Origin of the sequence: Micromonospora purpureochromogenes, from assembly GCF_900091515.1 — a bacterium.
Lineage (GTDB): Bacteria > Actinomycetota > Actinomycetes > Mycobacteriales > Micromonosporaceae > Micromonospora > Micromonospora purpureochromogenes.
Map to the genome: position 1 here is coordinate 1,321,660 of NZ_LT607410.1, position 14,576 is coordinate 1,336,235.

The 14,576-nt window shown below is 73.1% G+C and carries 14 protein-coding genes; 9 read left to right on the forward strand and 5 right to left on the reverse strand.

Going from position 1 to position 14,576, the window contains the following annotated elements:
- Positions 1-11: 11 nt before the first annotated feature.
- Positions 12-1,121, reverse strand: coding sequence for a glutamate 5-kinase (gene proB / locus GA0074696_RS06150; RefSeq protein ID WP_088960206.1), 1,110 nt, complete (start codon positions 1,119-1,121; stop codon positions 12-14).
- A 147-nt stretch (positions 1,122-1,268) separates the two neighbouring features.
- On the opposite strand from proB, the gene GA0074696_RS06155 reads away from it, so the two are divergent.
- From GA0074696_RS06155 to GA0074696_RS06170, 4 genes are read left to right on the forward strand one after another with little or no spacing between them, the layout of a single operon-like run.
- Positions 1,269-2,603: an RNA-guided endonuclease InsQ/TnpB family protein gene (locus GA0074696_RS06155; protein ID WP_197700816.1), complete on the forward strand. Its 1,335-nt coding sequence runs from the start codon at positions 1,269-1,271 to the stop codon at positions 2,601-2,603.
- Entirely contained in the window at positions 2,593-2,907 is a 315-nt protein-coding gene (locus tag GA0074696_RS06160; protein ID WP_088960207.1) for an MGMT family protein, read from the forward strand. Before GA0074696_RS06155 ends, GA0074696_RS06160 begins: the two co-directional genes overlap by 11 nt.
- A 32-nt stretch (positions 2,908-2,939) precedes the next feature.
- A complete protein-coding gene (locus tag GA0074696_RS06165; protein WP_088960208.1) occupies positions 2,940-4,322 on the forward strand; it encodes an MFS transporter in 1,383 nt (460 codons plus the stop codon).
- On the forward strand, positions 4,319-5,788 hold the full coding sequence (locus GA0074696_RS06170; protein WP_088960209.1) for a pyridoxal phosphate-dependent decarboxylase family protein: 1,470 nt from the start codon (positions 4,319-4,321) through the stop codon (positions 5,786-5,788). The genes GA0074696_RS06165 and GA0074696_RS06170 overlap by 4 nt, the downstream gene beginning before the upstream one ends.
- 48 nt (positions 5,789-5,836) lie before the next feature.
- On the opposite strand, the gene GA0074696_RS06175 is transcribed toward GA0074696_RS06170, so the two are convergent.
- Together GA0074696_RS06175 and GA0074696_RS06180 are read right to left on the reverse strand one after the other, a co-directional pair.
- Positions 5,837-7,057, reverse strand: coding sequence for a hypothetical protein (locus tag GA0074696_RS06175; protein WP_088960210.1), 1,221 nt, complete (start codon positions 7,055-7,057; stop codon positions 5,837-5,839).
- Complete coding sequence (locus GA0074696_RS06180) at positions 7,050-7,604, reverse strand: SigE family RNA polymerase sigma factor (RefSeq protein ID WP_088960211.1); 555 nt, start codon at positions 7,602-7,604, stop codon at positions 7,050-7,052. The genes GA0074696_RS06175 and GA0074696_RS06180 overlap by 8 nt, the downstream gene beginning before the upstream one ends.
- A gap of 190 nt (positions 7,605-7,794) precedes the next feature.
- Between GA0074696_RS06180 and GA0074696_RS06185 the strand changes: the two genes are divergently transcribed.
- Both GA0074696_RS06185 and GA0074696_RS06190 read left to right on the forward strand, forming a co-directional pair.
- On the forward strand, positions 7,795-8,373 hold the full coding sequence (locus tag GA0074696_RS06185; protein WP_088960212.1) for an NADH-quinone oxidoreductase subunit B: 579 nt from the start codon (positions 7,795-7,797) through the stop codon (positions 8,371-8,373).
- 75 nt (positions 8,374-8,448) lie between these two features.
- Positions 8,449-9,765, forward strand: a complete 1,317-nt coding sequence (locus GA0074696_RS06190; RefSeq protein WP_088960213.1) for a DUF2252 domain-containing protein — start codon at positions 8,449-8,451, stop codon at positions 9,763-9,765.
- Positions 9,766-9,778: 13 nt separating this feature from the next.
- Here GA0074696_RS06190 and GA0074696_RS06195 read toward each other — a convergent pair whose 3' ends face one another.
- Positions 9,779-10,825 (reverse strand): glucose 1-dehydrogenase, encoded by a 1,047-nt coding sequence (locus GA0074696_RS06195; RefSeq protein ID WP_172894196.1) that lies wholly within the window; start codon positions 10,823-10,825, stop codon positions 9,779-9,781.
- Between the two features lie 106 nt (positions 10,826-10,931).
- Here GA0074696_RS06195 and GA0074696_RS06200 point away from each other — a divergent pair, with 106 nt between their 5' ends.
- Together GA0074696_RS06200 and nuoH are read left to right on the forward strand one after the other, a co-directional pair.
- Positions 10,932-11,714: an NADH-quinone oxidoreductase subunit C gene (locus GA0074696_RS06200; protein WP_088960215.1), complete on the forward strand. Its 783-nt coding sequence runs from the start codon at positions 10,932-10,934 to the stop codon at positions 11,712-11,714.
- Positions 11,714-12,676 carry an NADH-quinone oxidoreductase subunit NuoH gene (nuoH, locus tag GA0074696_RS06205; RefSeq protein WP_088960216.1) on the forward strand — a complete coding sequence of 321 codons (963 nt, stop codon included), beginning with the start codon at positions 11,714-11,716 and terminating at the stop codon, positions 12,674-12,676. The genes GA0074696_RS06200 and nuoH overlap by 1 nt, the downstream gene beginning before the upstream one ends.
- A 10-nt stretch (positions 12,677-12,686) precedes the next feature.
- Here nuoH and GA0074696_RS06210 read toward each other — a convergent pair whose 3' ends face one another.
- The gene (locus GA0074696_RS06210) at positions 12,687-13,724 is read right to left on the reverse strand and encodes a glutathione S-transferase family protein (protein ID WP_088960217.1); all 1,038 of its coding nucleotides are present in this window, start codon (positions 13,722-13,724) and stop codon (positions 12,687-12,689) included.
- 125 nt (positions 13,725-13,849) lie between these two features.
- On the opposite strand from GA0074696_RS06210, the gene GA0074696_RS06215 reads away from it, so the two are divergent.
- Positions 13,850-14,257: an ester cyclase gene (locus tag GA0074696_RS06215; RefSeq protein WP_088960218.1), complete on the forward strand. Its 408-nt coding sequence runs from the start codon at positions 13,850-13,852 to the stop codon at positions 14,255-14,257.
- Positions 14,258-14,576 lie beyond the last annotated feature (319 nt).

Consider the following 14,576-nt stretch of genomic DNA (forward strand, 5'->3'; position numbering starts at 1 on the left):
CCGTCCACTCCTCACAGCAGCACGAGGTCGTCGCGGTGGACGACCTCCCGTTCGTACGCCGGGCCGAGCGCCGCGGCGAGTTCTCCGGTGGAGCGGCCGAGCAGCCCCGGCAGCTCCACCGCGTCGTAGTTGACCAGCCCCCGGGCCACCGGCGCGCCCTCGGCGTCCACCAGGTCGACCGGGTCGCCGGCGGTGAACGCGCCGTCCACGGCGGTGATCCCGGCCGGCAGCAGCGACTTGCGCCGCCCCACCACCGCCTGCACCGCCCCCGGGTCGAGGTGCAGTCGCCCCCGGGGCGCGGTGGCGTGCGCGAGCCAGAACAGCCGGGCCGCGGGCCGCCGCCGGCTGGGGTGGAAGAAGGTGCCGACCGGCTCGCCGGCCAGCGCCTCGGCGGCCAGCGGCGCGGCGGTCAGCACCACCGGAATGCCGAAGCCGGTGGCGATCCGGGCCGCCTCGACCTTGGTGACCATGCCGCCGGTGCCGACGCCGGAGCGGCCCGCGCCCCCGATGTCGATGCCGGCCAGGTCGGCCTCGCCGCGCACCTCGGTGATCCGGGTGCTGCCCGGCTGGGTCGGGTCCCCGGTCCAGAGCGCGTCCACGTCGGATAGGAGCACCAGCAGGTCGGCGTCGACCAGGGCGGCGACCAGCGCGGCCAGCCGGTCGTTGTCGCCGAAGCGGATCTCCTCGGTGGCGACCGTGTCGTTCTCGTTGACGATCGGCACGGCGCGCAGGTCGAGCAGCTTGCGCAGGGTCCGGTACGCGTTGCGGTAGTGCGCCCGCCGGGTCACGTCGTCGACGGTGAGCAGCACCTGGCCGACGGTGAGCCGGTGCCGGGCGAAGTTGGTCGCGTACCGGCCGATGAGCAGGCCCTGCCCGACGCTCGCGGCGGCCTGCTGGGTGGCCAGGTCGCGGGGACGCCGGGCCAGCCCGAGCGGGGCCAGGCCGGCGGCGATCGCGCCGGAGGAGACCAGCACCACCTCGTGCCCCTGGGCGGCGAGCGCGCCGAGGGTGTCCACCAGGGCGTCGACCCGGGCGTCGTCCAGCCCACCGCCGCCGGTGGTCAGCGAGGACGAACCGATCTTGACGACGATCCGCCGGGCCTGGGTGACTGCTTCGCGCACCCGCCCATTCTGCGCGGTCGGGTCCGCGCGACCCAGCAGGCTTCCCACACATTGGATGACATGCCGTTCTCCCGGGACTGCGGGGTGCTGCGGAGCGCCGGACGTTTCTGTCAGGGTGGGTCGTTATGTTCTCGGTATGCCGGCTGGATGGGGATCACGTTGCATTCGCCAGGTGAGCTGCCGAGGGCTCTCCCTGTGGCCGGTGCCGATCTCAATTGGTTGGGCGGGTCGGCTGGGCTCACGGCGGTGAGACGGGCCTACAAGTTCCTGCTGCGGCCGACCAAACGGCAAGCGGCCGCCTTGACGGCGTGTCTGGAGGACCACCGGCAGATCTACAACGCGGCTCTGGCAGAGCGTAGAGAGGCCTACCGGCGAGCGGGCGTCTGCATCCGCTACACGGATCAGTCGGCGCAGTTGAAGGAGATCCGGAGCGGCGATCCCTGTGGTCAGGGACGATGGTCGTTCTCATCCCAGCAGGCGACCCTCCGTCGTCTCGACAAGGCCATGCGCGGTTTCTTCGAGCGTGTCAAGGCGGACCACCGCCCTGGCCATCCCCGCTTCAAGGGCATCGGCCGATTCAACTCGGTTGAGTGGCCCAAAGATCGTGACGGTTGCCGGTGGGACTCAGCCCCGGACACTGGTGGGTTCCGGGTCTATCTGCAGGCAATCGGGCATATTCGTGTTCATGCCCATCGAACAATCCAGGGCAAGGTGAAGACGGTCGGCGTAAAGCGAGAGGGTAGACGTTGGTTTCTGCTACTTTCGTGCGACGAGGTGCCCACCACGCCGTTGCCGCCGACCGGCGGCGTAGTTGGCATCGACATGGGCTTGACGCATTTTTTGACGACCTCAGAGGGAAAGCATGTCGAGAACCCACGCTGCCTCGACGCCTCCCGCTGCCGATTGGCAGAAGCGCAGCGGGCGCTCGGTCGGTGCCAACGTGGGTCGAACAGACGGCGGAAGGTTCGTGAACGTCTCGCCGGCTTGCACAGCAAGGTGAGGCGGCAACGCTTGGACCACGCCCACAAGACAGCCCTTCAGCTGGTCAAACACTACGATTTGATTGCTCATGAGGACCTGCCTGTATCGAACATGGTTCGCTCGGCTGGGGGCAGCCGGGACCAGCCCGGCATCAACGTCAGGGCCAAGGCGTCCCTGAACAAAGCCATTCTGGACGCGGGGTGGGCTGCTTTCCTGTCAATTCTGTCCGCCAAGGCTGAGAGTGCCGGGCGAACGATCGTGGCAGTCAACCCTCGCAACACTTCGCGTACGTGTCCCGCCTGCGGGCACTGCGCGTCGGAGAATCGCGTCAGCCAATCTCGCTTCGCATGCATCAGTTGTGGCTATCTGGCCAATGCTGATGTTGTCGGTGCGATCAATATCCACCGGGCAGGGCTTGCCCGTCGGGTCGGTCCCGCGCCCCGAGAAGCCGGCGCACCTGATGTGCCGGGGAGTCACATCGTGGCCGGTCATGACGCCTGAGGAGTACGTCGAGGCGGTGCTCGCGCTGGTCGAGCGGATCCCGCCGGGCCGGGTGATGTCGTACGGGGCGGTCGCCGACGCCCTCGCCGAGCGCTCGGGCCGGGCCTCCGCGCGGCTGGTCGGCTCGATCATGGCCCGGCACGGCGGCGGGGTGCCCTGGCACCGGGTGGTGACCTCCGCCGGCCGGCTGCCGCCCGGTCACGAGGTCGAGGCGCGGGCGCGGTTGCGGGCCGAGGGCTGCCCGTTGCGGGCCGCCGGGGTGGACATGTCGGCGGCGAGCTGGTGGCCGGAAGAGGGAATGTGACCCCGGCCATAACGTGAGTAACATTCGGCCCCATGGACGCGCCGCCGGCTGAAGCCGACCCCTCGGTTGCCGGCCCGAGCGGGGCGCGGCGATCGGACCGGCTGCCGCGCCGGGTGCACGCCGGCTACGCCCTCGGCTCGCTGGCCACCGGCGCGTTCGGCACCGTGCCGGGGCTGCTGCTGCTGCCGTACCTCACCGACACCCTGGGCGTGGCCGCCGGGGTGGCCGCCCTGCTGGTGCTGCTGCCCAAGGCGTGGGACGTGCTGGTGAACCCGGTGGCCGGGCGGCTCTCCGACCGCACCCGTTCCCGTTGGGGGCCGCGCCGGCCGTGGCTGCTCGGCGCCGGGCTGGCCCTCGCGGTGCTCTTCGCCGCCATCTTCGCCGCGCCCTTCGGCGCCGGTCCCGCCGCCGGGGCGTACGTGGCGCTCGCCTTCCTCGCCGCCGCCACCGCGTTCGCCTTCTTCCAGGTGCCGTACGTGGCGATGCCGGCCGAGCTGACCGGCGACCGCGCGGAGCGTACCCGGCTGATGACCTGGCGGATCGCGGTGCTGGCGCTGGCCATCCTGGTCTCCGGCGCGGTGGCCCCGATGGTGGTGACCGCGACCGGCGACGGCCTCGCCGGGCACCGGTGGATGGGCCTCTTCGTCGCCGCGCTGATCGCCCTCGGCGCGGTCGGCGCCTTCCTCGGCACCCGCGCGGTCGCGACCGGCGCGGTGACCGAGACCGAGCCGACGCTGCGCGCCCAGCTCGCGGTGGCCGCCGGCAACCGGCCGTTCCGGGCGTTGCTGCTCTGCTTCGTGATCCAGTCGGCCGGGGTGGCGACCATCCTGGCCGGGGTCAGCTACTTCGCCGACCAGATCCTGCGCGACCCGGAGAACGGGCCGACCCTGCTCTTCGCCTGTTTCGTCGGGCCGGCGCTGCTGGTGATGCCGCTGTGGTCCCGGCTTGGCGCCCGGCTCGGCAAGCGGACCGCCCTGGTCGCCGCCTCGCTGCTGCTCGCCGCCGGGGCGCTGGCCCTGGTCGCCGCGCCCGCGCTGCCCGCCGCCGCCGTCTACGCGGTGGTCGCGCTGCTCGGCGTCGGGTACGCCGGTCAGCAGGTCTTCGCCCTGGCCCTGCTGCCGGACTGCGTCGCCCACGAGACCGCACGGACCGGCCGCCGGCAGGCGGGCGTCTTCACCGGCCTGTGGACGGCGGGGGAGACCTTCGGGCTGGCGCTGGGCCCCGGCCTCTACGGCCTGGTGCTCCAGATCTCCGGCTACGTCTCCTCCGACACCGGCACCGCGGCGGCCCAGTCCGACCAGGCCCGGCTCGGCGTGCTGCTCGGCTTCACCGTGCTGCCCGCCCTGCTGGTCGGGCTCGGCGTGCTGCTGCTGCGCGGCTGGACCCTGGACCCCGACGGAAAGGGCGACCGATGATCGACGAGGACGGCGCACCCGCCGAGCGGGTGTTGGCGGAGATCCGCGAGCTGCGGGCCCTCGACCGGCCGACGCACGGCGGGCGGCTGTTCGCCTACGTCTACGACCCCGCCGTGCCCGGCCTGGATGAGCTGGCCGCCGCCGCGCACGCCGCCAGCGCGCACGTCAACGGGCTCGACCCGACCGCCTTCCCGTCCCTGCTGGCGATGGAGAACGCGCTGGTCGGGGCGGCCGCCCGGCTGCTCGGCGGCGGCCCCGGCACGACCGCTGCGGAGGTTGTCGGCAGCGTCACCAGCGGTGGCACCGAGTCGCTGATCCTCGCCGTCAAGGCCGCCCGGGACGCCCGCCCCGAGCTGACCGCGCCCCGGATCGTGGTGCCGGCCAGCGGGCACGCCGCCTTCGCCAAGGCCGCCCACCTGCTCGGGGTCACCCTCGACACGGTGCCCGTCGACCCGAGGACGCTGCGCCCGGCGGCCGCCGACGTGGCCGCCGCGATCCGACCGGAGACGGTGCTGGTCGCCTGCTCCGCCCCCTCGTACGCGCACGGCGTCATCGACCCGGTGGCGGAGATCGCCGCGGCGGCCGCGGCGGCCGGGGTGCGCTGCCACGTGGATGCCTGCTTCGGCGGCTGGACGCTGCCCTACCTGCGCCGCCTCGGCGTGCCGGTGCCGCCGTTCGACTTCGCCGTCGACGGGGTCACCTCGATCTCGGTGGACCTGCACAAGTACGCGTACGCCCCGAAGGGCGTGTCGGTGCTGCTGCACCGCGACCCGGCGCTGCGCGCCCCGCAGTACTTCGCGTACGCGGACTGGCCCGGGTACACGATGGTCAACCCGGTGCTCGCCTCGACCCGCTCGGGCGGGCCGATCGCCGCCGCGTACGCCACCCTGCGGCACCTCGGCGACGCCGGCTACCTGCGGCTGGCCGCCGCGACCCGGGACGCGGTCACCGCGCTGGCCGACACCGTGCGTGGCGTCGACGGGCTGCGGCTGATGGCCGAGCCGGAGTCGACGGTGGTCTGCTTCACCACCGCCGACCCCGAGCTGGACCTCTTCGTGCTGGTCGACGAGCTGACCGCCCGGGGCTGGCACACCCAGCCCCAGCTCCGGTACGCCGACCTGCCGGCCAGCGTGCACCTGACCGTGACCGCCTCGGTGGCGCCCCGGGTGGCGGAGTTCGGGCCGGCCCTGGCCGACGCGGTCGCGGCGGCCCGGGCGGCCGGGCCGGTCCGGTTGCCGGCCGAACTGGCCGCGCTGGCGACCTCGCTGACCCCGGCGGCGCTCACCCCGGAGCTGATCGCCGGGCTTGCCGCCGGCCTCGGCCTCGGCGGCGGGGCCGGTCCGCTGCCGGACCGGATGGCGACGGTGAACACGCTGCTCGACGCCGCCCCGCCGGCGCTGCGGGAACGGCTGCTGGTCGAGTTCGTCGGCCTGCTGCAACGCCCCGCCTGGCCGACCGGCGACTGAACACGCCGGTGCCCCGCCCCGAACGGGGGCGGGGCACCGGCCGGCCGGTCAGAGCGGGAAGGGGAGCGTCACCCTGTTGTTGCCCTGCGCCAGGTCGCGCCATTGGCGGTCCTGCCCGTCGCAGTGCGACACGATGATGTACCGGGGGTCCATGTACTCCTGCCGCGCCCCGCCGGGCACCAGGTGCACGAAGGTGTATTGGCGGGTCTCACCGGCCGGCACCCCGGGCAACAGGCACGCCGGATTGTCGGCCTCCGCCGCGGGCGACGGATTGCACTTCGCCCAGTCGCCGCCCGCCTCGTCGCCCACGTCCAGCCCGTAGAAGCTGATCTGTTCCGCGTCGCGGGGCCCGGCGTTGGTGACGGTCAGGACGGTGGTCAGGTACTGCCGGGTGTCGTTGTCGATGAAGGCGCCCAGCTTGTAGGTCATGCTCAGCTTCAGGTCGGTGAGCCGGGGGTCCTTCCCGAACGTCGTCGGGCCGTCGGTCTGAACGAACCGGTCCCCGTTCCACCGGTACGTCCGCACCTGGTCCCGGACCCAGTACCTCGGAGTGCGGCAGCACGGCTGGATGTCGGCCACCCGCACCTGGACCGACCCGGCCGGGCTGACCTCCAGCCCGAGGATGTCGTCGAAACCGTCGTTGGTCCGGACGACCCGGCCCAGCGTCACGATCCGGCCCTGGGAGTCCCGGTCGAAGGCGACCACCTGCTTCGCCGACGCCTCGCCGTACCGGCAGGCGACCAGGGCGACCGTCTCGGTGGCCCCGTCGCCGTCCACGTCCCCATGGCCGAGTTCGGCGTCGGCCAACACCGGCACAAAGTCCGTCGCGCTGCTGCGCAGCCGCACGTCCGAGGTCGTGCAGCTCTTCGGGACCAGCGACGGCCAGTCCGGGAGGTCCACGCGGGCGGCGAGCAGCTGCGCCCGGCTGATCCGGCCGTCCGGAGCCTCCGGGCCAGCCGTCGCGGTCGCGGTCGCGCTCGGCGACCCGGTCGCGGACGGCGTGGGCGACGGGGCCGACGTCGGCGGGGCGGTCGGGTCGATGGACTGCCCCGGTACCGGCTTGGGCCGCTCGCCGTTCAGCGTCGCGTTGGCGACGACCGGGGCCGCCACCAGCACGACCGCCGCGGCGGCCGCGGCCACCATCGCCGTGCGGCGACGCCGGCGCAGGGTGCGCCGGGCCTGGTCGGGACCAGGACCGGCGACCCGGGTGGTCACGTCGTTGCGGTACGCGGCGAACCGCTCCCGCAGTCGCGGATCGACGTCAGACATCGCACACCCCCTCGGTGTTCTCGTCGAGCAGTCCGGCCAGCGCGGTCCGGCCGCGGTGCAGCCAGGACTTGACCGTGCCCTCGGCCACCCCTTCCTCGGCGGCGATCTGGTTGACCGACAGGTCGGCCAGGTAATGCAGGACGACCGCTCGCCGATGGTTGGCGGGCAGCTTCGCCAGCGCCGCGTCGATGGCCACCCGGTCGGGCGTCGGACCGGCCACCTCGGCCTCGGTCCGCCGCTGCCGGAGCAGGTGGCTGCGAGCGATGCGCAGCCGCCGCCAGCGGCTGCGGGCCAGGTTCCAGGCGACCTGGCGGACCCAGGCCACCGGATCGTCGTACCGGACCAGGCGGTCCCAGCGGGCCAGCGCCCGGCAGAACGCCTCCTGGGCCAGGTCCTGCGCCTGCCCCAGATCACCGGTGTACGCGCAGAGCTGCGTGGTCACGGCACGGAAGTGCGCGTGGTAGAAGTCGTCGAAGGTGATCGCCGGCTGGAGCAACCGGTCCGTCGCGCCGAGCGTCCCCGGTGGTTCGTTGGCGCGGGCTCCCATCACTGCTGTCACTGCCCCTCCCCGTTGCCGTCGGGCCGGTGTGCCCTGGGCGCCGGTAACACTCCATGCCATCGGTGGAGGTTGCAGCCCTTCCTGCCATGAACCCGACTGTTTCCGGCGCAACCCGCCGCCGCGGAGCGTGCCACCGGACCTGTGGTTGACTGTCGGTGGAGACAGGAGGGGGGCGGTCGTGCAGCTGCCGGGAGTGCTCGGCGAGCCGATCCGGTTCGTGCTGAACTGGGGCCGCCGCTACTCGCTCTGGGTCTTCAACTTCGGCCTGGCCTGCTGCGCGATCGAGTTCATCGCCACCAGCATGGGGCGGCACGATTTCATCCGGCTGGGCGTGATCCCGTTCGCCCACGGCCCTCGGCAGGCCGACCTGATGGTGGTCTCCGGCACGGTCACCGACAAGATGGCCCCGGCGATCAAGCGCCTTTACGACCAGATGCCCGAGCCGAAGTACGTGATCTCGTTCGGCGCCTGCTCCAACTGCGGCGGCCCGTACTGGGACTCGTACTCGGTGACCAAGGGCGTCGACCAGCTCATCCCGGTCGACGTCTACGTGCCCGGCTGTCCGCCACGGCCGGAGGCGCTGCTGCACGGCATCCTCCGCCTTCAGGAGAAGATCGCCGCCGAGCAGTCCGGTATCGGCGGCGTGGCCCGCCCCGACGCGCTCGCCTCGCCGGCGGACGCCGCGCCGCGCCCGGACTCCCCACCCCGCTCCGTCAGCTCGCTCACCTCCCCGCCGGTCCGTCCGCCGGCGTCCTGACCCGCCACCCGGCCCACCCGGCCGACCCGCTCGGATGAGCGCCGCGGCTGGCGGCCGGGGGTTAGCCTGCGGTCCATGACCCAGTCCGCGGAGCAGCGTTCCGCCTTCATCGTCGACGTGCTCACCGAGGAGTTCGGTGCGTCGATGGCACTCGACCCGGCGGCCTTCCGCCGCAAGTTCCGCAAGATGGCCGCCTCCCCGTTCGCCTTCTACCGGGGCAGCGCGTCCCTGTTCTACGCCGACCAGCGCGGCGACTTCGCCGACGAGGCGTTCCTCGACGAGTGGACCAGCCGGGTGTGGATCCACGGCGACCTGCACGCGGAGAACTTCGGCACCTACATGAACGGCTCCGGGCAGCTGGTGTTCAACGTCAACGACTTCGACGAGGCGTACGTCGGGCCGTTCTCCTGGGACCTCAAGCGCCTGGCGGCCAGCGTGGCCCTGCTCTGCTACGCCAAGGCCCTGTCCGACCAGGTGATCAGCGACCTGGTCGCCCGGTTCGCCCGGTCGTACCTGACCGAGCTGCGGGCCATCGCGGCCGGCGGGGACGACGCGATCGGCTCGATCACCCTGGACAACGCCGACGGCGTGCTGCGCCGGGTGCTGCAGCAGGCCCGGCTCAACACCCGGGTGGACCTGCTCGCCACGCAGACGACCATCGACAACTACGAGCGCCGCTTCTCCCTCGGTGACGGGGTGTTCGAGATCGACGCGGCCACCCGGAAAAGGGTCTGCGCGGCCTTCGAGCACTACCTGACCACGCTGCCCGAGACCACCGCGCGGCTGCGTCCGGTCGCGGCCCAGATCAAGGACGTGGTGCTGCGCAAGGGTGTGGGCATCGGCTCGGCCGGGCTGCCGTCGTACAACCTGCTGCTGGAGGGGCACACCCAGGCGCTGGAGAACGACGTCGTGATCTACATGAAGCAGGCGCAGGTGCCCGCGGTGGCCCGGCACATCGACGACGAGCGGGTCCGCGGCTACTTCCGGCACCAGGGCCACCGTACGGCCGAGTCGCAGCGGGCACTGCAGGCGCACGCCGACCCGTGGCTGGGCTTCACCGAGCTGGACGGGACCGGCCAGCTCGTCGCCGAGGTCTCCCCGTACGCCGCCGACCTGGACTGGGCGGACGTCAACGAGCCGGACGAGCTGGCCGGGGTGCTGAGCGACCTGGGCCGGGCGGTGGCCCGGATGCACTCGGTCGCCGACGACGAGTCCAGCCACGACCTGGTGGACTACTCCACCGAGGAGTCGATCGTGGCGGCGGTCGACGCCGACGAGGCGGGCTTCGTCGCCCACCTCGTCGACTTCGCGCACGGGTACGGCGTCCGGACGCGGGAGGACCACCAGCTCTTCGTGGACCTGTTCCGCAACGGCCGCCTGCCCGGTATCTGAGGCGTCCGCCGGCTCAGGCGGTGAAGTCGAGCACCGTCTTGATGTCTCCGCCGGTGTGGGTGTACGCCTCGGCGTACGCCGACACCGGCACCCGGCGGGTGACCAGCGAGTTCAGCCAGGACTGGTCGGCCCGGGCGAGCGCCTGGGCGGCCAGGTCCCAGTGCCGCCGGTTGGCGTTCACCGACCCGAAGACCACGTTGTTCTCCAGTACCAGGTCCCGGTTGAGCGCGCCCGCGTCGAAGTCCATGGTCCGGCCGCCGCTGGAGACGCCGGTCAGGCAGACGATGCCGATCGGCCCGGCCTTGCGCATCGCGTCCAGCAGCACCGGCGGCGCGCCGGTGCACTCGACCACCACGTCCGGTTCGAAGTCCAGCTCGGCCACCGGCACGGTGTGGTACGTCGCGCCCAGCGCCCGGACCAGGTCCGGCTTCGGGCCGGTGGTGTTCCGGTCGAGAACGTGCACCGCCAGGCCGCGCTGGGTGGCCAGCAGCGCGGCCAGCAGGCCGATCGGTCCGGCGCCGGTGACCAGCGCGGTCTGCGGCTTCCACTCGGCGCGGGCGCCGATCCGCTCGATGTGGTCCCAGGCCTTCGCCACCACGCTGGTCGGTTCCAGCAGCATGCCGACCGGGGCGAGGGCCGGGTCCAGGCCGACGGCGAACTTCGGTTGGATCCGCCACCGGTCCCGGGCGAAGCCGGGCAGGCCCTTGATGCCGTGCTCGGTGTACCGCCCGTTGCGGCACATGTCCCACTCGTCGACCGCACAGTTCGGGCAGGGCACCGGGTCGGGGCGTCGGACCACGCCCGCCACCAGGTCGCCGGGTTGCAGGGTGCCGGTCGGGTCCTCCAGCACCCGGCCCAGCGACTCGTGCCCGAGCACCAGCCGCTCCTGGCCGGGCGGGGCCTCGCCGTACTCGCCCGCGGCGATCTCCAGATCGGTGCCGCAGATGCCGACCGCCAGCGCCTCGACCAGGATCGCGCCCTCCTCGGGCGCCGGCTCGGGCCAGTCGTCGACGAGTCGCAGCGAGTCGGGCATTCCGGGAGTCACAGTGACAGCGCGCACGGTGACCATCTTTCCCCCTCCGGCGGCCACCCGCCGGGTAAAGCGGCCAGATGCCCGCCCGGGCGGCCCGACACGGCCGTGGGCCGGCGGCCCTAGGATCAGCGGCATGACTCCGGAAGAGGTCGGCCAGCGGGTGGTCGCGCTGCTGGCGCCGGTCGAGGCCACCGCGTCGGTCTCCGGCGGTCAGTCCCACGCCCGCGCCACCGTCGACGTACCCCTCGCGAGCTGGGCGGACGCTTTGCGCGCGGCGCGCGACGACGCCGAGCTGGCCTGCGACTTCTTCGACTGGCTCTCCGCCGTGGACGAGCTGGCCGCCGGGTTCGACGTGGTGGTCCACCTCTGGTCGACCACCCGCCGGCACGGGGTGCTGCTGCGCACCCGGGTGCCCCGCGAGTCGCCGACGGTGGCCTCGGTGGTCGAGCTCTGGCCGGGCGCCGCCTGGCACGAGCGGGAGACCCACGAGATGTTCGGCATCGACTTCGCCGGCCACCCCGGGCTGGCCCCGCTGCTGCTGCCGCCGGAGTTCGAGGGGCACCCGCTGCGCAAGGAGTTCGTGCTCGCCTCCCGGGTGGCCAAGCCCTGGCCGGGGGCGAAGGAGCCGGGCGAGTCGGAGGCCGGCGGCGGTCGCCGGCCGATCCGGCCGCCGGGCGTACCCGCGCCGGGGGAGTGGGGCACCACGCCGACGCCCGCCGGGGCGGCCGGGGTGGGCGAGGGGCCGCGCGGCGGTGTCCCGGCCCGTCCGGCCCGGGAGCGGCCCGCCCGGCCGGCTCCGGGCGCGCGGGCGGCGCGTACCCCGACGGCCGGGGCGACCGGCGACGGCCCGGCGGCGGCCGGAGAGCCCGCGACCGGCGACCGCCCGGCGCCGCGCGACGAGGAAGGTACGGCCTGATGCCCACCTGGTTGGAGCTGGTGATCCGGGTCGGTGGCGTGCTGGTCGCCTTCCTCACCCTGCCGCTGGTGGTCGGCCAGGCCGAGCACAAGGTGATGGCGCACATGCAGGGCCGGCTCGGCCCGATGTACGCGGGCGGCTTCCACGGCTGGGCGCAGCTGGTCGCCGACGGGGTGAAGTTCGTGCAGAAGGAGGACGTCACCCCGCGCGAGGCGGACCGGGCGGTGTTCCGGCTCGCCCCGGTGGTGGCCCTGGTGCCCTACCTGCTGGTCCTGCTGGTCATCCCGCTCGGCCCGGACGACCTGGTCGGGCAGCCGCTGGACATCGGCCTCTTCTTCGTCCTCGCCGTGGTGGGCGTGGGCGTGGTCGCGGTGCTGATGTCGGCCTGGGCCTCGGCCAACAAGTACAGCCTGCTCGGCGGCCTGCGCGGGGCGGCCCAGCTGCTCGGCTACGAGCTGCCGCTGGTGCTCTCCGCCGCCTCGGTGGCGATGGCGGCGGGCACGCTCAGCCTCTCCGGCATCGTCGAGGCGTGGCAGCCCTGGTGGCTGCTCTGGCAGGCGCCCGCGATGTTCGTCTTCTTCGTCGCCGGGCTGGCCGAGATCCGGCGGCCCCCGTTCGACATGCCGATCGCCGACTCCGAGCTGGTCTTCGGCTACATGACCGAGTACACCGGCCTGCGCTTCGCCTTCTTCCTGCTCGCCGAGTACGTCGGCATCGTGGTGATCGCCGCGCTGACCACCGTGCTCTTCCTCGGCGGCTGGCAGGGCCCGTTCGCCGACGGTCAGCTCGGCTGGCTGTGGACGCTGCTGAAGGTCTTCGCGGTCTCGTTCGTGATCATCTGGCTGCGGGTCTCGTACCCGCGGCTGCGGGAGGACCAGCTGCAACGCCTCTGCTGGCTGGTGCTGGTGCCGCTCTCCCTGGCCCAGCTGGTCCTCACCGCCGCCGTGCGCGTCGCGCTCTAGCGGACTCCGCTCAGCGCAGCGGGGTGTGTGCGGGGTCGACCCGCTCGCCGGCCGGCGGTGGCGGCGGTGCGGTGCCGTCGCCGAAGGGCCGTCCGCCGAGTTCCTCCCGGCCGTGCGGGGTGAGCCAGTTGGACAGGTCGGGGCCGAGCGGCACCACGCCGGTCGGGTTGATGTCCCGGTGCACCTCGTAGTAGTGCTGCTTGATGTGGTCGAAGTCGACCGTGTCGCCGAAGCCGGGGGTCTGGAACAGGTCCCGCGCGTACGCCCACAGCACCGGCATCTCGGTCAGCTTGCTGCGGTTGCACTTGAAGTGGCCGTGGTAGACCGGGTCGAAGCGGACCAGGGTGGTGAACAACCGCACGTCCGCCTCGGTGATGGTGTCGCCGACCAGGTAGCGCTGGCCCGCCAGCCGCTCGGTCAACCAGTCCAGCCGGTCGAAGAGCTGGTGGTACGCCTTCTCGTACGCCTCCTGGCTGCCGGCGAAGCCGCACCGGTAGACGCCGTTGTTGACGTCCCGGAACAGCACCGCGCTCACCTCGTCGATCTCGTCGCGCAGCCGTTCCGGGTAGAGCTGCGGCGCGCCCTCGCGGTGGTACGCCGTCCACTCGGTGGACAGGTCCAGGCTCATCTGCCCGAAGTTGTTGGTGACCACCTGCCCGGTCGGCACGTCCACGATCGCCGGCACGGTGATGCCCCGCTCGTAGCCGGGGAAGCGGGCGAAGTACGCCTCCTGGAGCCGCTCGATGCCGAGCACCGGGTCCCGCCCGCCCGGGTCCAGGTCGAACGTCCAGCTCCGGGCGTCGTGGGTCGGCCCGGCCACCGCCATCGAGATGGCGTCCTCCAGCCCGAGCAGCCGCCGCACGATGATCAGCCGGTTCGCCCAGGGGCAGGCGCGGCTGACCGCGAGCCGGTACCGCCCCGGCTCGACCGGGTAGCCGTCCCGCCCGTCGGCGGTGATCCGGGTGGCGATGTAGCGCTGGTCGCGGGTGAACTCACCGCCCGGCTCGACGTACTTGCCGCCGCTCGTCCCGCCTGCCGCTTCGCCCACGTCGCCCCCTGGAGTCCGTTCGTCGTGTCCCGTTCCATCTTTGCCGATCTCCCGCGCCCCGGCCCGGTGACTCCGTGGTCCCACGGCCGCACTTCGCCCCGGCGCGCCCCGGCTAGGCTGCCCGGGTGATCGATCTGGAGGCGCTGGCGCGGCGGTTCGTCGCCGACGTGTGGAACGGCGGGCGCGAGGAGTCCGTGTACGAGCTGATCGGGGCGGACTGCCCGGGGCTCGGCGGGGCCGGGCCGGAGGCGACGCTGGCCTGGCACCGGGACCGCCGGGCGGCCTTCCCCGACCTGCGCTACAAGATCGTTGACGTGGTGGCCACCGGCGACCGGGTGGCGGTGCGCTGGCGGGCGGCCGGCACCCAGGCCGGGCAGTTCGGGCCGGTGCCGCCGACCGGGCAGGTGGTCAGCTACTCGGGGGCGACGTTCCTGCGCTTCGACACCCAGGGGCGGATCGTCGACGTATGGAGCGTCAACGAGCTGTTCCAGCTCCTCCAGCAGCTCGGCGTGGAGATGCTGCCGCCGACCTGACCCGGCGCCCGGCGCCTCGCTCGCCGGCTCCGTCACTCACGGTCACCTCGCCGGCGACGCGAGGGCGGATGAGTGTGATACCCCTGAGTCATCAAGATGCCGCTGAGGTATCACGCTCGTACCGGCATCCGCCTCCGGCGCCGGTCCGCGGTCCGCTGCGGCGGGAACGACCGCGGCCCCGCGCCGGCGCCCTTCGCGGGGAACGCCGGCACGGGCCGCGGCGGAGCCCCGGATCAGGTCACGCGCGGCGGGGGGTGATCCGGTCCACGCTTCGGGAGCCCTCGAAGACGATCTCCACCACCAGCAGCACCTCGTGCGG